The sequence below is a fragment of the Holdemanella porci genome (assembly GCF_009696075.1).
Taxonomy (GTDB): domain Bacteria; phylum Bacillota_I; class Bacilli_A; order Erysipelotrichales; family Erysipelotrichaceae; genus Holdemanella; species Holdemanella porci.
Window position 1 is genome coordinate 56803 of record NZ_VUMR01000002.1, and the last position, 21139, is coordinate 77941.

Genomic DNA, 21139 nt, shown 5'->3' on the forward strand with positions numbered 1-21139 from the left:
AAGATGAAACAAAAAATTAAAGTTGCAGATTTAGCAAAAGCTCTACAGGGCATTGAAACAGATCGTCAATTAACGAAAGAAATTGTTGAAGATGCTTTAAAAGAAGCTTTGACAAAGGCTTACCGCAAACACATCGAAATTCCAGATGCTTATGTTCGTGTGGATGTTGAGGATGGAACGATTCACATTTATCACGAGCGTATGGTTGTTGAAGAAGTGGAAGATGATGAATTAGAAATCGAATTGGAAGAAGCGCAAAAAGAAAATCCAAACATTCAATTAGGTGATATGGTTGGAGAAGAAGTAGATTTTACAGATTTTGATCGTGCGGCTGTTGTACTTGCCAAAAACGTAATGAAACAAAAGATTCGTGAAGCCGAAAAAGCATTGGTTTACGAAGAATATTGTGATAAAGTGGATGAAATGGTTTTAGGAACGATTGAAACAGTTGAAGAAAAATTCGTCATTGTAAATATTGGTAAAACATTTGCGATGATGAAAAAATCAGCTCAGATTCCAACAGAACATTATAAGGAAGGCGACAACATCTTAGTTGTGATTACTGAAGTCAACAAAGAAACAAAGGGTGCTCAAGTTTTAGTGTCTCGTGCAACTCCAGTATTTGTTCGTCGTTTATTTGAACGTGAAGTTCCAGAAATCTACAATGGAATTATTGAAATTAAAGCCATTGCTCGTGATCCTGGTGAAAGATGTAAGATTGCCGTTTATTCACACAATGAAAATATTGACCCAATTGGAGCATGTATTGGTCCTCGTGGAAGTCGTGTACAAACAATCATTGAAGAATTGAATGGTGAAAAAATCGATATTTTCGAATGGTCTGACAACATCAGTGAGTTAATTGCGAATGCATTAAGCCCTAGTGTGGGTGTTGCGGTGATTCCAAATGAAAACGTAAAAGATGGATTGATTGTTGTTGTTCCAGATAACCAATTGTCATTAGCGATTGGTAAGCGTGGTAAAAATGCGCGTTTGGCTGTTAAATTAACAAATCACAAGATTGATATCAAATCTGAAAGTGAAATGCAGGAATTGGGTATTGATTACATGGCTATTAGTGCAAAAATGCAAGAAGAATACGAAGAAAAGAAAGCCAAAGAACGTGCTTATAAGCAACAACAGAAGATTGAAGAATTAAAGTCAAATGAAACTGAAATCGAAAATATTGATGTAGCTGATTTTACTTATGAAGATGAAGAAGTGGATGTTGCTGAAGAACATTCTCAAGATACTTTATTTGAAAAAGAAAATACAGTTGAAGAAAAAGAAGTCGATGAAATGGAAGAATTGGCTCGTATTGCGAAACAAAATCGTAAAGAAAAGACAGCTGCCAATGTCAAAGAATACACTTCTAAATTTGAATCATTGGCGGATGCTTCAAATAAACAAGAGGAGCCTCAAGTTTCTAAACCTAAAAAAGAAAAGATTGAGGAAGAAAAGAAACCAGTTGAAGTAAAAAAATTCAACTACGTAGATATGAAACCAATCTATTCGGAAGAAGAGTTGGCTGAAATCGAAGAACAGGAATATGAAGATGAAAATGCCTGGGATGATGATGTTGACTATGAAGAATATGACGAATATTATGATGACTAGGAGTTGGTCTTATGCGTAAGATTCCAATGCGAAAATGTGTCGTAACACAAGAGCGCTTCCCCAAAAAAGATTTGATTCGTGTGGTGCGTACACCTGAAGAAACAATTGAGATCGATTTGACAGGTAAAAAGAATGGGCATGGTGCTTATATTTCTAAAAGCTTAGAAACGTTGGCTCTTGCCAAAAAGAATAAGGCTTTACAAAGAGCTTTAGAAACTGAAATTCCCGATGAAGTCTATCAGGAATTAGAAGCAATCATTACCAATGAATAAAGTTACGAATTTGATACAACTAGCTTATCGTGCTGGTAAAGTAGCAAAGGGTGATTCTTTACTTGTTAGTATTCAAAAATCTCAAGCAAAACTTGTACTTGTATCTTCTTTATGCGGACAAAACCGGATGAAGAAAATTCAGGATAAATGCACATATTACAATGTGCCGTATATAGTGGTAGAACCATCTGTATTAGATGATGTTTCTTATAAAAAGATGAGTGCTATTGCGATTGTAGATAGTGGCTTTGCCAAAGCGATTATCGAAAAGATGAAAGGTTAGGTGATTAAATGGCTTATAACAACAATAAAAACAAAAAGAAACCAAATCGAAAAGGGCATAAGAGTTCGTATCAGTCTAATGCACCTAAAAAGGAAGAAGCAGTAAAGGAAATCACATATAGTGATGCGATTACTGTAGGTCAGTTAGCACAATTGCTTCACAAAAATAGTTCTGAAATCATTAAATTCTTATTTATGATGGGAAATATGTCAACAATCAATACAGTATTGTCTGATGAGGATATTGAATTGATCTGTATGAACTTCAATGTGGAAGTACATAAAGAGGTTGTTGTTGACGAAGATGATATTGAAGAACAACTTCAAAATGTAGAAGAAGATGAATCTAAATTAGTACCTCGTCCTCCTGTTGTCACAATCATGGGTCACGTTGACCATGGTAAAACAACATTATTGGATACAATTCGTAAAGCGAATGTTACGGAAAATGAATTTGGTGGTATCACACAGCACATTGGTGCATATCAGGTATCATTAAAAGGTAGAAAAGTTACATTCTTAGATACACCAGGTCACGAAGCATTTACAGCTATGCGTGCTCGTGGAGCCGAAGTAACCGATATCGTTATTATCGTTGTTGCGGCGGATGATGGTGTCATGCCACAAACAAAAGAAGCGGTAGACCATGCCAAAGCTGCAGGTGTTCCAATTGTAGTTGCGGTAAATAAAATTGATAAGCCAGGCGCAAATCCAGATCGTATCATGTCTGAAATGAGTGAACTAGGAATTATGCCTGAAGAATGGGGTGGAGATACAATCTTTACTCAAGTTTCTGCTAAAAAGGGAACTGGTGTTCCAGAATTGTTGGAAACAATGTTGTTAGTGGCGGATATGCAAGAATTAAAGGCAAATCCAGATACAAATGCTTCTGGTACAGTAATTGAAGCCAAGTTGGATAAAGGTCGTGGACCTGTTGCCACATTGTTAGTTCAACGTGGTACATTACACACGGGAGATAGTGTAGTAGTTGGTACTAGTTATGGTCGTGTTCGTAAAATGACAAACGATCGTGGTATGGAAATCAAACATGCTGAACCAAGCTGTCCAGTAGAAATCATTGGTTTAAATGAAGTGCCAAGAGCTGGTGATGTATTCATGTCTTATGATAGCTATAAGAAGGCTGCTGAAATTGCAGGTCATCGTTTGGATAAACAAATTGAAAAAGAACGTAATTCAACAAGCGCTATGTCTTTAGAAGATTTAGCTAAGAAAATTGATGAGGGTGATGTTCAAGAAATCAATGTCTTGATCAAAGCCGATGTTCAAGGTTCTGCGGAAGCTTTAAAAGCTAGTATGGAAAAGCTGGAAGTTGATGGAAATGTTCGTATCAATGTTATTCGTTCAACTGTAGGAACAATTACAGAATCAGATATCTTATTGGCAAATGCTTCAAATGCGATTATTTATGGATTCAACATTCGTCCTAGTGCAGCTATTCGTAAAAAAGCGGAAGAAGAAGGTGTGGAAATTCGTTTACACAACATCATCTATAAGGCTCTTGAAGAATTACAAGCTGCTATGAAAGGTATGCTTGCACCAGTATATGAAGAGGTTGTCATTGGTCAGGCGGATGTTCGTCAGATCTATAAGGTAAGTAAGATTGGTACAATTGCCGGATGTATGGTTACGGATGGTAAGATAAAACGTGAATGTAAAGTTCGCTTGATTCGTGAAGGTATCGTTATCTATACAGGAAAACTTGGATCATTACGTCGTTTCGACAATGATGTTAAGGAAGTTATAAATGGTTACGAATGTGGTATGACAATTGAAAACTTTAATGATATTAAAGTAGGGGATATTATAGAAGGCTTCGAAGATCAGGAAGTGGAAGAATAGTATGTCATTAAAAACAGAACGTATGGAGATGACAATTCAAAGAGAGATTTCACATATTCTTCAATTTGAATTGAAAAATCCGAACTTAGGTTTTTGCACGGTAACGGATGTACAATGTACAAATGATTTATCACAAGCTAAAGTGTATGTTACATTCCTTGGTAAACAAGGACGTAATGATGCAGGTATGCGTGTTTTAAATCAATCAAAGGGTTTCATTCGTTCTCAAGTAGCAAAAAAAATTAAGATTCGTAAGATGCCAGAATTGATCTTTATTCAAGATACAAGTCTTGAACAGGGAAATAAGATTGAAAACATCTTAAAGGAAATCGAAAAATAGAGAAGACTTAGTGGTCTTCTCTTTTTTTGTATATTAAGGTTTTGGTTTCGGAATAGAGAAATATGATATGTGAAATAGCACTAAAATAACACAAGATATGAATTATCAGGAACGAAAAAGGGCTATTGAAAATAGCCAACATTTGGTAGACAAGTAAAATTCTTTGTTAAGAAGTATGTGAATATAAAACATATTCCTGCGAAAATAAATAATATTCGATTTAGATTTGTGTTCATAGTTATAGTAATGTTGGTTGAAATCAACGAGGATAGAGAATGTATAGGTAAAGAGGCCTTTGATTCAATGGTGCATACAGAATATGTACATGATGAAGAAATGGGTGAAGAAGTGAAAAAACTTCAACTAAAACAATTACAGGAAACACTATAGATCCAGAAAGTGGCTGCTTCCATAAAGGTGAGAAGGAGAAATGTTTTGCGTACTCGTATCAAACTTTCTGCGATAAGAATACGTTCGTACTGGCAATTACAACTGTTCCTGGAAATGTACATAATAGTGTTAGTTTTTTTGATGCCTATGAAAAATTGATCAATGGAAAATACGGATACCTGATTAAGAATGTTTCGTTAGATGCCGGATACATGACACCCGCAACATGCTGAGCCATTGTACAAAATGATCAGATTCCTTATATGCCATATAAAAGACCAATGACCAAAAAAGGCTTCTTTAAAAAATACGAATATGTCTATGATGAAGAATACGACTGTTATCTATGTCCAAATGATAAGATCCTTATGTATACAACTACTACAAGAAATGGATACAGACAATATAAATTGGATCCAAAAGACTGCAAGGATTGTCCTCTTAGAAACAAATGTACAAAGAGTAAGAACATGACAAAAGTTATCGAACGTCACCTATGGGAAGAGTTTAGAGAATATGCCGATGAGATCCGTCATACTATGGAATGGAAAGAAATTTATCCACAAAGAAAAGAAACCATTGAACGAGTATTTGCGGACTGTAAAGAAAACAATGGACTACGTTTCACAAGGTTAAAAGGCTTGAAGAAAAACCAACAGAATGCTTGGTTGATTTTTGCGTGCCATAATCTGAAGAAAATGTCCCTTTTGAGAGGAAAATATAGAAAAAAGCCATCAAAAAATTCAATATATCATTCAAAATATACAAAAAAAAACAATTTCATTTTGAAAATTACCTATATACAATAAAAAGCCTATGTCCTTACGAAAAGGTATAGGCTTTTGTCAACAACCTGAGAGATTCAATTTTGTTGAATCTCTTTTTAGAAGTAGTTTAGTTCGTTATTATATATAAATTAGTCACGTTCTACGATAGTAGCACAACCCATACCACCACCGATGCAAAGTGTAGCTAAACCTTTCTTAGCATCACGTTTTTGCATTTCGTGAAGTAAAGTAACTAGGATACGGCATCCACTAGCTCCAACAGGGTGTCCTAATGCTACGGCTCCACCGTTTACGTTAACTTTGCTCATATCGAATCCTAATTCTCTAGCAACAGCAACTGATTGTGCAGCGAAAGCTTCATTTGCTTCGATCAAGTCCATATCATCAACTGTTAATCCAGTTCTTTCCATAACTTTACGAGTAGCAGCCACTGGTCCAATACCCATAATTTCTGGTTCAACACCAGCTAATGCACCTTGTACCCAAGTAGCCATTGGTGTAACACCTAATTCTTTAGCTTTTTCTTCACTCATAACAACGATTGCAGCAGCGCCATCATTGATTCCTGAAGCATTACCAGCAGTTACCATTCCGCCTTCTTTACCAGAGCAGCAACGTAATTTAGATAATGATTCAGCAGTTGTTCCTGGACGAGGTCCTTCATCCACTTTAAATTCAACGATTTCTTTTTTAACTTTAACTGGAACTGGTACGATTTCATCATCGAATTTGTGTTCAGCCATAGCTTTTTCAGCTTTTTGTTGAGAGTTAGCTGAGAATTCATCTAATTCTTCACGAGTTAAATTCCAACGATCACAGATGTTTTCAGCTGTGATCATCATGTGGTAGTGGTTGAATGCATCTGTTAATGCATCATTTACCATTGTATCAACGATAGTAGCGTTGTTCATACGGTAACCAAAACGAGCTTTAGTCATAGCATATGGTGCCATTGACATGTTTTCCATACCACCAGCAACAACGATATCAGCTTGACCAGCCATGATCATTGCAGCAGCTTGGTTAACACAGTTCAAACCAGATCCACAAACAACGTTTAATGTTACGGCAGGAACTTCAATTGGTAGACCAGCTTTAATACTAGCTTGACGAGCAACGTTTTGTCCTTGAGCAGCTTGGATAACGCATCCCATTAATACTTCGTCAACTTGTTCAGGTTTAACACCTGCACGGTTCAATGCTTCTTTAATAACAATAGCACCTAATTCAGCAGCTGGAGTGTTACTTAAAGCTCCACCCATTTTACCAATAGCAGTACGACATGCACCTGCTAAAACTACTTTTTTTGTCATATTAATATTCCTCCATGTAAGACTATTAGTCATTTACCTTTTAAACTTTAACATAGTGAATGATGAAAATCAATCACAAATTAAAAAATTCACAAGTGAATTTAAAGAAATAAGGAGAACACGTCTCCTTATTAATTAATCGCACATTTTTACGATAACAGCAGCACCTTGTCCTCCACCAATACATAGGGAAGCAAGACCAATTTTTGATTTACGTTTTTGCATTTCATATAACAATGAAACTAAGATACGGTTTCCACTAGCACCTACTGGGTGACCTAAAGCAATAGCTCCACCATTTACGTTTGTCTTAGCTAAGAAGGCTTCACGATCCATACCTGTAGCTTCTTCTAATTCGTGGATAACACCTAATGATTGAGCAGCAAATGCTTCGTTCAATTCAACTAAGTCAAGATCTTCAATCTTTAGATCTGCATATTTTAATGCATTTAAGATAGCTGGAGTAGGACCTAATCCCATAACTCGTGGATCTACTCCACCTTGTCCAAATCCGATAACTTCAGCAATTGGTTTTAAGTTATATTTCTTAACAGCGTCTTCACTAGCAACGATTGTAAATGAAGCACCATCATTGATACCAGAAGCATTACCTGCAGTTACAGTTCCATCTGCATTGAAGGCTGGGCGTAATTTAGCTAATTTTTCTAAGCTTGTTTTACGAGGGTGTTCGTCTGTATCGAATACCACTTCACCTTTACGAGTTTTATAAGTAATAGGAACGATTTCGTCTTTAAATTTACCTGCAGCAATAGCCGCTAAAGCTTTTTCTTGCGAAGCAAATGCGAATTCATCTTGTGCTTCACGTGAAATGTTGTATTTTTTAGCAATGTTATCAGCTGTACATCCCATGTGAATTCCATACATTGCATCTGTTAAACCATCGTGTAACATAGCATCCACTAATTTTTGGTCACCCATTTTAGTTCCTGTACGGTTTTTATAGCTCAACATGAATGGAGCACGTGTCATAGATTCAACACCACCAGCAACATATAAATCACCAAAGTTAGCTTGAATACGAAGTGTAGCTTCCATAACGGCTTTCAAACCTGAACCACATAACATATTAATAGATTGTGCACATACTTCAACAGGAATACCTGCATCGAATGCAACGTGACGAGCAATGTTTTGTCCTAAACCTGCAGCGATTACGTTACCAATAATAACTTCGTCCAAGTTTGCTGGATCAATGTTTGCTTGTTTAATAGTTTCTTTTAAAACTGTAGCACCAACAGTTGCTAAATCAACATCTGTTAGACTTCCTAAAAAAGTACCAATTGCACTACGTTTCGCAGCAACAATATAAGCTTTTCTCATTTGTATACCTACTTTCTACTCTAAATCGAGATTCACTTTACATGCTTAGTCTAGTCCTTAAAATAGGGTATGTCAACCACTTGTTTATATTTTCACATATTAAAAATACTTTATATATATTAATAAGAGTAAGTGTTTAAAACAATTTGTTAAAATATTAACAAAATCATTGACGACGCTCAAAAAAGTATGTAGAATATGACTGTGTGAAAAGTTTAACATACTTTCTCATGCTATCGATGTCCTAATTCGAATAGTTCAAGAAAACTGGAAAGGAGAACTTCATTTATGGATTTCAATTTAACAGAACAACAATTAATGATGCAAAAGTTGTTCAGAGAAGTTGCGCAAAACGAAATAAAAGAAAACGCAGCGGATGTTGACGAAAACGAAAGATTCCCTAAGGAATCTGTAGAAGTGATGCGTCAAGCTAAGATGCTTGGTATTCCTTATTCTCGCGAATATGGAGGAGCTGGCGCAGATTATTTATGCTACATTTTAGCAATCGAAGAATTGTCTAAAACATGTGCAACAAGTGGTGTAGTTTTATCAGCTCACACTTCATTAGGTACTTGGCCAATTGCTCAATTTGGTACTGAAGAACAAAAACAAAGATTCTTAACAGATCTATGTACAGGTAAGAAATTAGCTGCCTTTGGTTTAACTGAACCAAATGCCGGTACAGATGCTGCTGGACAACAAACAACAGCTGTATTAGATGGTGACGAATATGTTATCAATGGTACAAAAATCTTCATTACAAATGCTGGAGAAGCTGATGTATATGTAATTTTTGCCATGACAGACAAAACAAAGGGAACTCGTGGAATTTCTGCTTTCATTCTTGAAAAAGGAACTCCAGGATTCACATTCGGTCTTCACGAAAAGAAATTAGGTATTCGTGGATCTGCTACATGTGAATTAATTTTCAATAATGTACGTATTCCAAAAGAAAACTTATTAGGAAAAGAAGGTATGGGATTCAAGATTGCCATGCAGACACTTGATGGTGGACGTATTGGTATCGCTGCTCAAGCATTAGGAATTGCTCAAGGTGCTATCGACGAAGCAGTTGCTTATGTAAAACAACGTAAACAATTTGGTCGTCCAATCGCTAAATTCCAAAACACTCAATTCCAATTAGCTGATATGCAAACAAAAACAGATGCAGCTCGTTGGTTAGTATACTCTGCAGCTACTGCTAAACAAGAAGGTCGTCCTTATACTCAATTAGCTGCTGAAGCAAAATTATTCGCTGCTGAAACAGCAATGGAAATTACAACTAAGGCTATCCAATTATTAGGTGGATACGGATATACTCGTGATTTACCAGTAGAAAGAATGTTTAGAGATGCTAAGATCACTGAAATCTACGAAGGTACTTCAGAAGTACAACGTATGGTTATCTCTGGCGCTATGTTGAAGTAAGAAAGGAATTGGTGTTTAAAAATGAAAATCGTTGTTTTAGAAAAGCAAGTTCCGGATTCAACTGAAATTACAGTTGATAAAAAAACGGGTGCGTTAATTCGTGACGGTGTTCCTGCAATCACAAACCCTGATGATTTAGCTGGTTTGGAAGCTGCATTGGAATTAAAAGATAAAAACCCTGACACCGAAGTTGTTGTAATGACAATGGGATTACCTAAAGCTGCTGAAATGTTAAAAGAAGGCGTTGCTATGGGTGCTGACAAAGGTGTTTTATTAACAGACCGTGTATTAGGTGGATCTGATACATGTGCTACAAGTATCGCTTTAGCTGCTGCTTTGAAAAAAGTAGGATTCGACTTAGTTATCGCTGGTCGTCAAGCTATCGATGGTGATACTGCTCAGGTAGGACCTCAAACTGCTGAACGTTTGGATATTCCTCAAATTACTTACGTAGATGAAATCTTAGAAGTAAAAGAAGATTCAATCACAGTAAAACGTTCATTAGAAGATGTTGAACAAATCGTAACTGCTAAGTTGCCATGTGTTATCACAACATTATCAGGAATGAACAAACCTCGTTACATGCAATGTGACAATATTGTTGACTTGTGTAAAGAAGACAAGATTGAAGTTTTAACAAATGCTGAATTAGGAATTGATCCTGAAACAGTTGGTTTCAAAGGTTCTCCTACATCAGTTAAAACTACTTTCACAAAAGACGTAACTGATAAAACAGAAGTATTCACATTGTCTGAGCAGGAAACTGCAGATATGATTGCTAAGACTTTGAAAGAAAAGCAAATCATTACAAAGTAGGGAGGATGAAGTAGAATGGCTCGATTTGAAGAATATAAAGATATCTTCGTTTTCGTTGAACAAGAAAACGGAAACATTGCAGAAGTAAGTTATGAACTTATTTCAGAAGCAAGAAAACTAGTTGCTTCTATCCCTGAATTTGGATACAAAGTAGTTGGTGTATTGCTTGGAGAAAATGTAAAAGAAAAAGCTCAAGAAGTTATTAGTCATGGAGCTGACAAAGTAATCGTTGTTGATGATGCTTTATTAAAAGACTATTCAACTCAATTCTATGCAGATGCTTTAACACAAGTTGTTTTAGCTCATAAACCAGATTCAATGTTAACTGGTGCTACTCCATTAGGACGTGATTTAGCACCACGTGTAGCTGCTCGTTTAAATGTAGGTCTAACTGCGGATGCTACTAAGATCGAAGTAGACTTAGAATATGCTAAAGAAAATGGTGAATCATTATTAGACGTAACTCGTCCTACATTCGGTGGTAACTTATTTGGTACAATCGTATGTAAAGACACTCGTCCACAGATGGCTACAATTCGACCAAAAGTATTCGAATTGGCTCCAACAGATCCAACTCGTACTGGTGAAGTTGAAGAATTTACACCAACTTGGAGAACAACAGATCCTCAAGTATTCGTAGAAAAAGTAATTGAAAAAGTTAAAGCCGATGTAGATATCACAAAAGCTGACATCTTAGTAGGTGCTGGTCGTGGTGCTGAAAACTGCTTAGATGTACTTCAAAAAGTAGCTGACGAATTGGGTGGAGTAGTTTGCTGTACACGTGCCGTTGTTGAAGATGGATTCTTAGACAAAGATCGTCAGGTAGGTCAAACAGGTAAGACTGTACGTCCTTCATTATATATCGCTTGCGGTATTTCTGGAGCTGTACAACACTGTGCAGGTATGGATAAATCAGATTTGATCATCTCTATCAACCGTGACCCTCAAGCAGAAATCTTCAATATTTCTAACATGGGATTCGTTGGAGATTGCGCAACTGTATTACCTTTATTAGTAGAATCAATTAAAGCTGCAAAAGCTGAATAATAAAAAGGAGCATATTTAAAATGAAAAATGTAGGTGTTATTGGTGCTGGAACAATGGGGCAAGGTATTGCCAATGCATTTGCTACAGCTGGATACAATGTAACTGTATGTGATATTAAAATCGAATGGGCACAAAACGGTATCAACAAAATTGGTGCTAAATTAGATAAATTAGTATCTCGTGAAAAAATAACTGCTGAAAAAGCAGAAGGTATCAAAGCTAACTTAACTGCTGGTGAATACAAAGACTTAGCTGACTGCGATTTAATCGTTGAAGCTGTTCTTGAAAAAATGGAAATCAAAAAAGATTTGTTCAAGACTTTAGATGAAATCTGTAAAGAAGACTGCATTTTCGGAACAAATACTTCAAGTTTAAGTGTTACTGAAATTGCTAACGGAATCAAACACAACGTTATCGGTATGCACTTCTTTAACCCAGCTGATCGTATGAAATTAGTTGAAGTTATTTCTGGTGAAAACACTCCAGTTGAAACAAAAGAAGCTATCATCGAATACTCTAAATCATTAGGAAAAACTCCAGTAGAAGTTGCTGAAGGACCTGGATTCGTAGTTAACCGTATCTTAATTCCAATGATCAATGAAGCTTGTTTCATTTACCAAGAAGGATTGGCAAGTGTTGAAGATATCGATACAGCTATGAAACTTGGAGCTAACCACCCAATGGGACCATTGGCTTTGGGTGACTTAATTGGATTGGATATTGTTTTAGATGTAATGGAAGTATTATATACTGAAACAGGAGATCCTAAATATCGTCCATGTACATTATTAAAGAAAATGGTTCGTGCTGGAAAATTAGGTCAAAAAACTAAACAAGGATTCTACAGCTACAACTAGTGAAACAACTAAAGTGAAACACTCGTTGTTTCACTTTTTATTTAAATATTAGAGGAGAACAATCATGGAAAACGTATTATTAGAAAAACAAGGTCACGTTTCAATTATCACAATTAATCGTGAAAAAGCATTAAACGCTTTATCAACAGCTGTATTAAACGACTTAGAAGAAGCTGTGAATACAGTAGAAGCAGATAAAGACACTTATTGTGTAATTATTACTGGTGCTGGAAACAAATCATTTGTTGCTGGTGCAGATATTGCTGAAATGAAAGACAAAACTGTTGAAGAAGCTGCTGAATATGGAGCTTACGGAAACAAAATCTTCCGTCAAATTGAAACTCTACACTGCCCAGTAATTGCAGCCGTAAATGGTTTCGCATTAGGTGGTGGATGCGAATTAAGCATGGCTTGTGATATTCGTATTGCAGCTGAAAATGCTGTATTTGGACAACCAGAAGTAGGATTAGGAATTACTCCAGGTTTTGGTGGAACTCAACGTTTAGCTCGTTTAGTACCTGCTGGAATTGCTAAAGAAATGATTTTTACAGCTCGTAACATCAAAGCGGATAAAGCATTGACTATTGGATTAGTAAATGCGGTAGTTCCTCAAGAAGAATTAATGGCAACTGCATTAAAGATGGCTAACGGAATCTGCAAGAACGCTCCAATCGCTGTTGCTCAAGCTAAAAAAGCAATCAACGCTGGACTTCAAACAGATATGGATTCAGCTATCGCTATCGAAGTAAAAGATTTCTCGGATTGCTTCGCAACAGAAGATCAAACTTACGGAATGGAATGCTTCGTAAATAAAGTAAAAGAAAAAGAATTTAAAAACAAATAATTATTTGAAAGGATGATTTAAATGTCAAAAGTAATGTCAGCCCAAGAAGCCATCAGTTTGATCAAAGATGGCGATAAAATTGGTGTTGGTGGATTTATTGGGATGGGTCACCCTCAAGAACTTAGTGTTGCCATTGAAAAGAGTTTCTTAGAAACTGGACACCCAAGAGATTTAACAGTTATGTTCTCTGCTGGTGTAGGAGATGGAACACCTGATCTTGGATTGAACCATATGGGTCATGAAGGATTGTTAAAAAGAATTATTGGTGGTCACTGGGGATTGATCCCTACTTTCCAAAAATTAGTTTTTGAGAATAAAGTAGAAGGATACAACTTACCACTAGGAACCATCAGTTTGATGTTCCGTGAAATTGCTGGACACCGTCCTGGCGTTATCACTAAAATTGGTTTGAAAACATTTATTGACCCACGTCTAGAAGGTGCGAAAATGAATGAACGCACTAAGGAAGACTTAGTCGAATTAATCAATATGGATGGAGAAGAATGGTTACGTTATAAATCATTCCCATTGGATATTGCTTTAATTCGTGGTACATATGCCGATGAAGATGGAAACTGCTCAATGTGTAAAGAAGCAGCTACTCTTGATTCAATCAGTATTGCCCAAGCTGTTAAAAACAGTGGTGGTAAAGTTATTCTACAGGTAGAAAAAGTTGTAGAACGCGGTTCTTTAAAACCAATGGATGTTAAGATTCCAGGTATTTATGTTGATGCAATCGTAGTTGCAGATCCAGAAAATCACTGGCAAACTTACTCAGATCCATACAACCCATCATTCTGTGGTGAAATTCGTGTCCCAGTTGATTCAATTGAACCAATGCCATTAAATGCACGTAAAGTTGTTTGTCGTCGTGCTGCTATGGAATTGGATCCATCAGCTGTTATCAACTTGGGAATTGGTATGCCAGAAGGGATCGCAAATGTTGCCAACGAAGAAGGTTTACCAGGACTTAAGATGACTGTAGAAGCTGGAGGGATCGGTGGTGTTCCAATGAATGGAACTGCCTTTGGTGCATGTACAAACCCAGACGCAATCATTGACCAAACATATCAGTTTGACTTTTATGATGGTGGTGGATTAGACCAAGCCTTCTTAGGACTTGCTGAATGTGATCCAAAAGGGGATATCAACGTTTCTCGTTTCGGACCAAAAATTGCAGGATGTGGTGGATTTATTAATATTACCCAAACATCACCAGTTGTCGTTTATTGTGGAACATTCACAGCTAAAGGTTTAAAAGAAACAATTGCTAATGGTAAATTGACAATTGATCAAGAAGGACAGATCAAAAAATTCAAAAATCATATTGAACAGGTTACTTTCTCAGCAGATTATGCGAATGAAACAGGTCAAAAAGTCTTATATATCACTGAGCGTGCTGTATTTAAGTTAATTAATGGTAAATTAACATTGATCGAAATCGCTCCAGGTGTAGATTTACAAAAAGATATATTAGATCAAATGGAATTTAAGCCATACATCGCTGAAGATTTGAAGTTGATGGATGCTCGTCTATTTACGGATGAAATCATGGGCTTAAAAGAAGAATAAATTGAATAAACAGGTCAAATGACCTGTTTTTTGTGTTACAATGGTTTTGGGAGTTGATAAAAATGTTATTTTTTAGAAATGATTATGGCCAAGGATGTATTCCAGAAATCATGGAATATATGAATACTACCAATGGGCATTCTTTTACTGGGTATGGTATGGATACGATTTGTCAAAATGCCAAAGAAACCATTAAAAAACATATTCCAGACTACGATGTAGATATCCACTTTTTAGTTGGAGGAACGATTACTAACCAAACGATCATCAAAGCTTGCTTAAAACCATTTGAAGCCGTGATTGCCTGTGATACAGGACATATCGCCACCCATGAAACGGGTGCGATTGAAGCTATAGGACATAAAGTAATTCCGGTAAATAATTATGCTGGAAAGATCAATCCTAGCGATATTCGTAAAGTATTTGATGCACATATGCTTTCATATGAACACATGGTTTATCCAAAAATGGTTTATATTTCCAATGCCACAGAATATGGAACGGTGTATACATTAGACGAATTAAAAAATATTCGTGAAGTTTGCGATGAATTAGGTCTCTATTTAATGATGGATGGTGCAAGACTAGGCGTTGCCTTATCCACTGTAGATTATACTTTAAATGACCTGGCCAATATTTGTGATGTATTCTATATTGGCGGAACAAAAAATGGAGCTTTAATGGGAGAAGCTGTTGTCATCTCCAATCCTGAATTAAAGCCATATTTCCGTTTTGTGATGAAACAAAATGGAGCAATGCTTGCCAAAGGATGGCTTTTAGGCATTCAATTCTTAGGCTTATTTGAACATGATGCTTTCTTTGGATATGCCAAACAATCGGTTGTTTTAGCACAGAAAATTCAATCTAAACTACAAGAACTTGGCTATGCCTTATTCATGAAGAGTGATACAAACCAGATTTTTGTGAATGTATCCAAGGAACAATACCAATTCTTAAGTGAAAACATTGATTTTGAAATCTGGGAAAAATGCGATGATCACTATGTCATTCGATTCGTGACAAGTTGGCACACAAGTCAAGATGAAGTCAATGCATTGATCACATATTTAGAACAAGCAATCGAAAAAAAAGAATAGTATCATTCTAGGTTCGAACGATAGGTCCAGCCTAGTATACCATTCTTTTTGATTTGAACTTTATCTTGATAGGCGAATACCTCTTTGACGGTATCGCCTTTTTTTAATGGAATCTCATAATTTGTATAATCATACGCCTTCATGTCTTTTGTCACAAATTCATTTTCAACCCAGAATGTACGATTGTTGTAGGGACAATATACTTTTGATTGTATCGAATGTTGTTCAAGAATTTGAATATTACCATGATTAAAAGTAATAAAGAAGGGAATTTGTGTATGATATTTGACATCATGAACGACTTTTCTTTCTTGAAGAAAATCACATCGATCCATTTTTACAGTATTGTCTTCAAAGATAAGGGCGTTTAATTGACCGCCATATTTCACCATATTGCCACCATCTATACTATAAATATTATGTTTTGCATCATAAATAGGATCAAAAGAGGCAATATGCGTACAATATTCTGTCACAGGCATATGGCCTACTACGACATTCTTTTTAAAAATCACATTTGTTTCTAAAAAGAAGGGATGTGTCATGACTTGTTTAAAATCGGTTCCAAAATTTTCGTTTGATTCAATACCCGCATGCACATATATATGGTCTTCATCTTCTAAAACATGAGGTAAATCATTTAAGAAACATAATTCTTTTAAATAGTGCTTTCTTAGAATCTGACAAACATTTGCCATATTACTATTATGTGTAATCTCAAAATTTAGCTTTCTTGTCATTTCATGAATCAAACTTTCTTTACGAAAACCAAGCACATGTTTTAAAAAATCTAAGCGATACGAATAAAGAACATTCTTCGCAATAAAATCACAATTTCCCATGATACAATGTACATCTTCATTTTGTACTTGGTGCATAATATAATGCAGGGTATCTAGATTTCTTTTTCCTTTTTCAATTAAATCTCCTAAAAGAATCAAACAATCTTCATTGGGCTTATAAGAAATCTGATCTAATAATTTTAAATATAGATCTAAATTTCCATGGATATCACTAATGACAATTTTACGTTTAGCTTTTGTTTCAAGCTCTTGAATCACTACACTTCGATTCATTGTACCAAGAAAGGAAGGAATGTATCACATTCTTTTTCCCAGTCTTCCTCACAATGTCTTCCTTCAGGAATTACATTGTATAAGACGTTGACTCCTTTTTTAGATAGGGCATTGCCAATTTCTGTACATGCCTTTGTTTGCCAAACAAATTCATGCATCAAGCTTGTTTCATTTGAACCCCAAGATAGATAGATAGAAGTGTTCTTTTGAATATGACTTTGATGGATATCTTTCAGAATCGCATCCATACTTTCTAATACATAAGGAGAAATCACAATGGCCTTTGAGTATACATTGGAATAGGCATAGGCTGCATATAAAGCCATTAAACCACCACAGCTGCTTCCACCAATAAATGTATTCTTTCTTGTTTTTTTAGTTCTATAGTGATCATCTATATATGGTTTTAATTCATGTACGAAAAAATCCATCGTTTCTTCTCCTTGACCTTCAAAAGAGCCATATTCCGGATCATAGAAAGAGTAGGGAGCGTATTCCTTTAAGCGATTATTTCCAACATGGCTACATTCTTGTCCAACAACAATCATATCGATGCCTAGCTTTTCTATATGTTGTTGAATATGAATAGCCTTGCCATAAGTGGCATATGCATCTAAAAAGATATTGTGTCCATCAAAGGCATATAAAACAGGATATTGTTTATTACTTGTTTCATAATCATCGGGTAGATAAATAAAGATTTTTCTTGTTTCATTAAGCTTTGTCATGAAAAGTTCTTTTTCAACGATCATAATCGATCCTTCCTTCTTAATGCAGTCTTAAAGAATTCATCTCGCCTTGCAGGACTTGTAAATTTGGCAACAATTGCGACATCGCCCATCGCAGCTGCAAAAGCTTCAGGAAGATATAAGACTTCAATCATATCTTCTTTAAACATCTCTTCCACTTCTTTTACTGTAAAACGATATTTGATGGAGTTTCTTCTTCCTACAAAACCAGCCGAATATCTTCTAAGCTTTGAATAAGAAGCATTTTGTTTCAAGATGACTTCGGCCCATAAACGATACACATCCAATTCTCCGGCATAATTCATTAAATCCGGACAGAATCCTCCTGGGGGTCTGAAATTCACTTCTAAACCAAAGATACGTCCCTTTTCTCCTAAACCTTGCACATCATGATTCAATCGAAAGAATTCGCAATGGAAGAAGCGATTCTTGATTTTAAACGCATGGATTGTTCTTTGTACAATGTCACGACATTCATCACTGATCTCAAAAGTTGTATAACAACCAATACTTTGTTGGTAAAGTACAGAATCCATACAATTGCCGACATATTCTAAACTGTTTAAATAGCGAATATCCCCGTTTTCATCACAAATACCATCTAAGGTAAAGACATCTCCATCGATATATTGTTCTAGAATCATCACATGATCCTTTGTCTGCATATATACCGATTCTAATTGTTCAGCATTCATGATCTTGTAAGTCATGCTTGCACCTACACCTTGATCGGGTTTCATGACTAAAGGATAGCCTACTTGTTCGGCAAAATCTAAGCCATCTTTAAGTGTATGTAGTACTCTATAATCTGCCACAGGAACGTTAGCTTCTTTATAATATTTTTTCATTTGTGACTTGGATTGAAGTTCTTCAATTCTTTTTAGAGAAAAACCTGTTTTCACATTGAAATCATCACGAAGATGTGCATCTAAATCCAACCAAGCCTCATTGTTGGATTCAATCCAGTCAATCTTTCCATATTTAAATGTAAAATAACCACAAGCTTTGACCATTTCATCATAATCATGGAAACTTTTTACAACATAGATCTCGTCACAATATTCTTTTAATTCTTGTTTCAATTGATTGTAGGGTGTATCGACAATGGCTAAAACTTTAGCCCCATTTTCTTTTAACCCCCTGCAAAACATCCAGTAGCTTTCTGGATAGTTTGGTGAAATCACCACAAAATTCATAATCTTAATTCCTTTCTATCATCATTTGACTGATCGCAATCACAGTCTTACCATCATCAATCTTTCCGTTTCTTGTATACTCAAAGGCAGTTTCTAAATCCAGCCACAAAGTATCAATTTCTTCATCTTCATCTAAGCTAAGTTTTATATCCGCTTTTCTTGGGTTGATCGCTTTATAAATCCAGATTCTTTCATCGCAAAAGCCTGGGGTGGATACAAAACTTAATAAAAGTTCAAGTTTATCACAAGCCATACCCGTTTCTTCATTTAATTCACGAAGACCACATTCCATTGGATCTTCACCATATTCGAGTTTACCCGCCGGAATTTCTAATGTTTCTTTACCAATAGCTGGACGCTCTTGTCTTACAAGTAAGATCTTACCATCAACGATACAAATCACACCTACACCACCTGGATGACGGATGATGTCTCTTTTATAGGCTTTATTCTTGATTTCAACATCTTTTCGGACTAAATCAAAAATAATTCCTTTATATATTAACTTTTCTTCCATAAATTACCTCTTTTTTCTTTTAATTATAACACAAGAAAAGACTTTTTCTGCGGAAAGTCTCACGCTAAAATAACGTGCCCGATTCGTTTCCAGTCGTCCGGTAACATTTCAACATCCACTCCATCTTTCTGAATCATTCGATATCCCGATCCATTCAGTCTTTATCGATGGAGTTTTTATTGTATGCTTTTTTATAAATACTTCAGAATTTTATCCATGATCTATGTACCTATCATCCAGTAAAATATCATAAACTTCTGGTTCTGATTATTTATCTTATTTAATCAATGCCTATGGTGTTAAATATGCGAAATAGCTTGCAGCCAAGGCTACCTCTTTTTGTCTTGACTGCCCTCATAGACACATTGTATTTACTATTTCTGAAGAACTTAGAAACTGGTTCAGACAGGATCGTACTCGACTCAATCTATTGTTTGTTGCTTCTAGAAACACCATTTCCATTCTTACCAATAAATCTCTTGCCGATAAACTCAAAAAGAAAAAAATTATCGGATACCCACTATATATTCAAAGATATTCCTGTTCGTAATGAATTTGGCATGATTTCTTAACAACTCGATATTATGGATTCTATGCAAAACTCTAGATAAAGTACATGCACTTCTTGGAATCAAAAAGAATAAGGATTATTCTCGTGAAACAAGAATCAAAGCCCTTAAAACCAAACTCAATAAATTGAAGTACCGCACTCATTGGATTGATTCTTTTAACCTAAGATCCAATTCAATGTAAATGTAAAGCCACAATACAGTATACTTATACATATAATCCATTCAAGGACAAAAGAAATGACAGAGCATACTGAAAAAGATGTATTGATGAAATGATGCAATTGTACAAAAGAAGATTATGATCAATAAGAACTCCATACTAAACAAGGCTGTTACCAATAGTCTGTTTTGTCATGCCTATATAAAACTAGATTCAAATAATTCGATCATTTTTACATTTCTAAATTCATCTTCTTTGAAATCAATTACTTAATATATAAAAAAAACACTCCGAAGAGTGTTAGTTGATTTGATCTAAAAAGCTTTCTGTGATCGCATTCGCAATCTTTTGTTGGAAAGTTTCATCCGTTAATTTTGTGTAGTCTTCACTATTGCTTAAATATCCAAGTTCTAATAGAATCGAAGGAATTTGACTATCATATAAGATAGGGAAGTTTTCATAATGATCCGAATCAATACCTTCAAATTGCGATAGGTTGATGGAATTCATAGTTTGGGCAAGTTTTTTGGCAAGCTGAATCATATTATCGTTAGGCTGCGTAAAAATGGAGTAGCCTTTGGATAGAGGATCCGAACTTGAATTCATTTGAATAGAAATCAAATACTTTGCCTTTTGCGAGTTGATTGAAGTAATACGATCTTCTGTTGAAAGAGAAGAGTCATCACTTCTTGTATACACGACGTTATATCCTACCGAAGCTAGACTGTCTCCAATCTTCTTGGCAATAATCAGGTTTAGATCTTTTTCACTCGTATGTCCATCACTTGTATATCCTGCATCACTACCTCCATGACTTGCATCAATACAGATGACAGCTTTCGATTTACAGCGCGAATTGTCGACTGTATCATTGGTAATAATTGTCGAATCCGTTTGTTCAGGAACATCGATTTTTGATTTTTCTTTAATTTGTTTATTTAAATTTGGCTGAATGACCATCGCTAAAAACAACGCAAAAATTAAAAAGAGAATGGCTCTACGCAT

General features: G+C 35.6%; 21 protein-coding genes. 14 read left to right on the top strand and 7 right to left on the bottom strand.

Annotated elements, in window-relative coordinates:
* The first annotated feature begins 3 nt into the window (after positions 1-3).
* The 7 genes from nusA to FYJ55_RS00785 all read left to right on the top strand — a co-directional run bounded on the left by nusA (position 4) and on the right by FYJ55_RS00785 (position 5570).
* A complete protein-coding gene (gene nusA / locus FYJ55_RS00755) occupies positions 4-1617 on the top strand; it encodes a transcription termination factor NusA (protein WP_154555218.1) in 1614 nt (537 codons plus the stop codon).
* 11 nt (positions 1618-1628) lie between these two features.
* Entirely contained in the window at positions 1629-1889 is a 261-nt protein-coding gene (rnpM, locus tag FYJ55_RS00760) for an RNase P modulator RnpM (RefSeq protein WP_154555219.1), read from the top strand.
* On the top strand, positions 1882-2172 hold the full coding sequence (locus FYJ55_RS00765) for a L7Ae/L30e/S12e/Gadd45 family ribosomal protein (protein WP_154555220.1): 291 nt from the start codon (positions 1882-1884) through the stop codon (positions 2170-2172). The genes rnpM and FYJ55_RS00765 overlap by 8 nt, the downstream gene beginning before the upstream one ends.
* An 8-nt stretch (positions 2173-2180) precedes the next feature.
* A complete protein-coding gene (infB, locus tag FYJ55_RS00770; RefSeq protein ID WP_154555221.1) occupies positions 2181-4031 on the top strand; it encodes a translation initiation factor IF-2 in 1851 nt (616 codons plus the stop codon).
* 1 nt (position 4032) lies between these two features.
* On the top strand, positions 4033-4371 hold the full coding sequence (rbfA, locus tag FYJ55_RS00775) for a 30S ribosome-binding factor RbfA (protein ID WP_118114490.1): 339 nt from the start codon (positions 4033-4035) through the stop codon (positions 4369-4371).
* Between the two features lie 228 nt (positions 4372-4599).
* Entirely contained in the window at positions 4600-4761 is a 162-nt protein-coding gene (locus tag FYJ55_RS00780; RefSeq protein WP_154555222.1) for a hypothetical protein, read from the top strand.
* Between the two features lie 263 nt (positions 4762-5024).
* The gene (locus FYJ55_RS00785; RefSeq protein WP_154555223.1) at positions 5025-5570 is read left to right on the top strand and encodes a transposase; all 546 of its coding nucleotides are present in this window, start codon (positions 5025-5027) and stop codon (positions 5568-5570) included.
* Between the two features lie 107 nt (positions 5571-5677).
* Here FYJ55_RS00785 and FYJ55_RS00790 read toward each other — a convergent pair whose 3' ends face one another.
* Both FYJ55_RS00790 and FYJ55_RS00795 read right to left on the bottom strand, forming a co-directional pair.
* Complete coding sequence (locus FYJ55_RS00790) at positions 5678-6862, bottom strand: acetyl-CoA C-acetyltransferase (RefSeq protein WP_154555224.1); 1185 nt, start codon at positions 6860-6862, stop codon at positions 5678-5680.
* Positions 6863-6997: 135 nt separating this feature from the next.
* Positions 6998-8203 (bottom strand): acetyl-CoA C-acetyltransferase, encoded by a 1206-nt coding sequence (locus FYJ55_RS00795; protein ID WP_118114492.1) that lies wholly within the window; start codon positions 8201-8203, stop codon positions 6998-7000.
* A 288-nt stretch (positions 8204-8491) separates the two neighbouring features.
* Between FYJ55_RS00795 and FYJ55_RS00800 the strand changes: the two genes are divergently transcribed.
* The 7 genes from FYJ55_RS00800 (at position 8492) to FYJ55_RS00830 (ending at position 15864) form a co-directional block, all read left to right on the top strand.
* Positions 8492-9631 carry an acyl-CoA dehydrogenase gene (locus FYJ55_RS00800; protein WP_154555225.1) on the top strand — a complete coding sequence of 380 codons (1140 nt, stop codon included), beginning with the start codon at positions 8492-8494 and terminating at the stop codon, positions 9629-9631.
* A gap of 21 nt (positions 9632-9652) precedes the next feature.
* Positions 9653-10447 carry an electron transfer flavoprotein subunit beta/FixA family protein gene (locus tag FYJ55_RS00805; RefSeq protein ID WP_117571807.1) on the top strand — a complete coding sequence of 265 codons (795 nt, stop codon included), beginning with the start codon at positions 9653-9655 and terminating at the stop codon, positions 10445-10447.
* Between the two features lie 15 nt (positions 10448-10462).
* Positions 10463-11494 (top strand): electron transfer flavoprotein subunit alpha/FixB family protein, encoded by a 1032-nt coding sequence (locus FYJ55_RS00810; protein ID WP_154555226.1) that lies wholly within the window; start codon positions 10463-10465, stop codon positions 11492-11494.
* A 20-nt stretch (positions 11495-11514) separates the two neighbouring features.
* Positions 11515-12351, top strand: coding sequence for a 3-hydroxyacyl-CoA dehydrogenase family protein (locus FYJ55_RS00815; RefSeq protein ID WP_118114494.1), 837 nt, complete (start codon positions 11515-11517; stop codon positions 12349-12351).
* Positions 12352-12415: 64 nt separating this feature from the next.
* Positions 12416-13195, top strand: coding sequence for an enoyl-CoA hydratase-related protein (locus FYJ55_RS00820; protein WP_154555227.1), 780 nt, complete (start codon positions 12416-12418; stop codon positions 13193-13195).
* A gap of 21 nt (positions 13196-13216) precedes the next feature.
* Positions 13217-14767 (top strand): acyl CoA:acetate/3-ketoacid CoA transferase, encoded by a 1551-nt coding sequence (locus FYJ55_RS00825; protein WP_154555228.1) that lies wholly within the window; start codon positions 13217-13219, stop codon positions 14765-14767.
* 62 nt (positions 14768-14829) lie between these two features.
* Positions 14830-15864: a threonine aldolase family protein gene (locus FYJ55_RS00830; RefSeq protein WP_154555229.1), complete on the top strand. Its 1035-nt coding sequence runs from the start codon at positions 14830-14832 to the stop codon at positions 15862-15864.
* Positions 15865-15866: 2 nt separating this feature from the next.
* On the opposite strand, the gene FYJ55_RS00835 is transcribed toward FYJ55_RS00830, so the two are convergent.
* The 5 genes from FYJ55_RS00835 to FYJ55_RS00855 all read right to left on the bottom strand — a co-directional run bounded on the left by FYJ55_RS00835 (position 15867) and on the right by FYJ55_RS00855 (position 21139).
* Entirely contained in the window at positions 15867-16940 is a 1074-nt protein-coding gene (locus FYJ55_RS00835; RefSeq protein ID WP_154555230.1) for a metallophosphoesterase, read from the bottom strand.
* Entirely contained in the window at positions 16937-17692 is a 756-nt protein-coding gene (locus FYJ55_RS00840; protein WP_154555231.1) for an alpha/beta hydrolase, read from the bottom strand. Before FYJ55_RS00840 ends, FYJ55_RS00835 begins: the two co-directional genes overlap by 4 nt.
* Entirely contained in the window at positions 17689-18885 is a 1197-nt protein-coding gene (locus FYJ55_RS00845; protein WP_154555232.1) for an ATP-grasp domain-containing protein, read from the bottom strand. Before FYJ55_RS00845 ends, FYJ55_RS00840 begins: the two co-directional genes overlap by 4 nt.
* A gap of 4 nt (positions 18886-18889) precedes the next feature.
* Entirely contained in the window at positions 18890-19402 is a 513-nt protein-coding gene (locus tag FYJ55_RS00850) for an NUDIX hydrolase (RefSeq protein ID WP_154555233.1), read from the bottom strand.
* A 1032-nt stretch (positions 19403-20434) separates the two neighbouring features.
* Positions 20435-21139: an N-acetylmuramoyl-L-alanine amidase family protein gene (locus FYJ55_RS00855; protein WP_154555234.1), complete on the bottom strand. Its 705-nt coding sequence runs from the start codon at positions 21137-21139 to the stop codon at positions 20435-20437.

Excerpts from the sequence above, each read along its gene's own strand:
- FYJ55_RS00800 (WP_154555225.1), top strand. The coding sequence starts at position 8,492 with ATGGATTTCAATTTAACAGAACAACAATTAATGATGCAAAAGTTGTTC.
- FYJ55_RS00820 (WP_154555227.1), top strand. The coding sequence starts at position 12,416 with ATGGAAAACGTATTATTAGAAAAACAAGGTCACGTTTCAATTATCACA.
- FYJ55_RS00765 (WP_154555220.1), top strand. The coding sequence starts at position 1,882 with ATGAATAAAGTTACGAATTTGATACAACTAGCTTATCGTGCTGGTAAA.
- FYJ55_RS00785 (WP_154555223.1), top strand. The coding sequence starts at position 5,025 with ATGCCATATAAAAGACCAATGACCAAAAAAGGCTTCTTTAAAAAATAC.
- nusA (WP_154555218.1), top strand. The coding sequence starts at position 4 with ATGAAACAAAAAATTAAAGTTGCAGATTTAGCAAAAGCTCTACAGGGC.
- FYJ55_RS00805 (WP_117571807.1), top strand. The coding sequence starts at position 9,653 with ATGAAAATCGTTGTTTTAGAAAAGCAAGTTCCGGATTCAACTGAAATT.
- FYJ55_RS00840 (WP_154555231.1), bottom strand. The coding sequence starts at position 17,692 with ATGATCGTTGAAAAAGAACTTTTCATGACAAAGCTTAATGAAACAAGA.
- FYJ55_RS00855 (WP_154555234.1), bottom strand. The coding sequence starts at position 21,139 with ATGCGTAGAGCCATTCTCTTTTTAATTTTTGCGTTGTTTTTAGCGATG.
- FYJ55_RS00850 (WP_154555233.1), bottom strand. The coding sequence starts at position 19,402 with ATGGAAGAAAAGTTAATATATAAAGGAATTATTTTTGATTTAGTCCGA.
- FYJ55_RS00795 (WP_118114492.1), bottom strand. The coding sequence starts at position 8,203 with ATGAGAAAAGCTTATATTGTTGCTGCGAAACGTAGTGCAATTGGTACT.
- infB (WP_154555221.1), top strand. The coding sequence starts at position 2,181 with ATGGCTTATAACAACAATAAAAACAAAAAGAAACCAAATCGAAAAGGG.
- FYJ55_RS00835 (WP_154555230.1), bottom strand. The coding sequence starts at position 16,940 with ATGAATCGAAGTGTAGTGATTCAAGAGCTTGAAACAAAAGCTAAACGT.
- FYJ55_RS00790 (WP_154555224.1), bottom strand. The coding sequence starts at position 6,862 with ATGACAAAAAAAGTAGTTTTAGCAGGTGCATGTCGTACTGCTATTGGT.
- FYJ55_RS00845 (WP_154555232.1), bottom strand. The coding sequence starts at position 18,885 with ATGAATTTTGTGGTGATTTCACCAAACTATCCAGAAAGCTACTGGATG.
- rnpM (WP_154555219.1), top strand. The coding sequence starts at position 1,629 with ATGCGTAAGATTCCAATGCGAAAATGTGTCGTAACACAAGAGCGCTTC.
- FYJ55_RS00815 (WP_118114494.1), top strand. The coding sequence starts at position 11,515 with ATGAAAAATGTAGGTGTTATTGGTGCTGGAACAATGGGGCAAGGTATT.
- FYJ55_RS00825 (WP_154555228.1), top strand. The coding sequence starts at position 13,217 with ATGTCAAAAGTAATGTCAGCCCAAGAAGCCATCAGTTTGATCAAAGAT.
- rbfA (WP_118114490.1), top strand. The coding sequence starts at position 4,033 with ATGTCATTAAAAACAGAACGTATGGAGATGACAATTCAAAGAGAGATT.
- FYJ55_RS00810 (WP_154555226.1), top strand. The coding sequence starts at position 10,463 with ATGGCTCGATTTGAAGAATATAAAGATATCTTCGTTTTCGTTGAACAA.
- FYJ55_RS00830 (WP_154555229.1), top strand. The coding sequence starts at position 14,830 with ATGTTATTTTTTAGAAATGATTATGGCCAAGGATGTATTCCAGAAATC.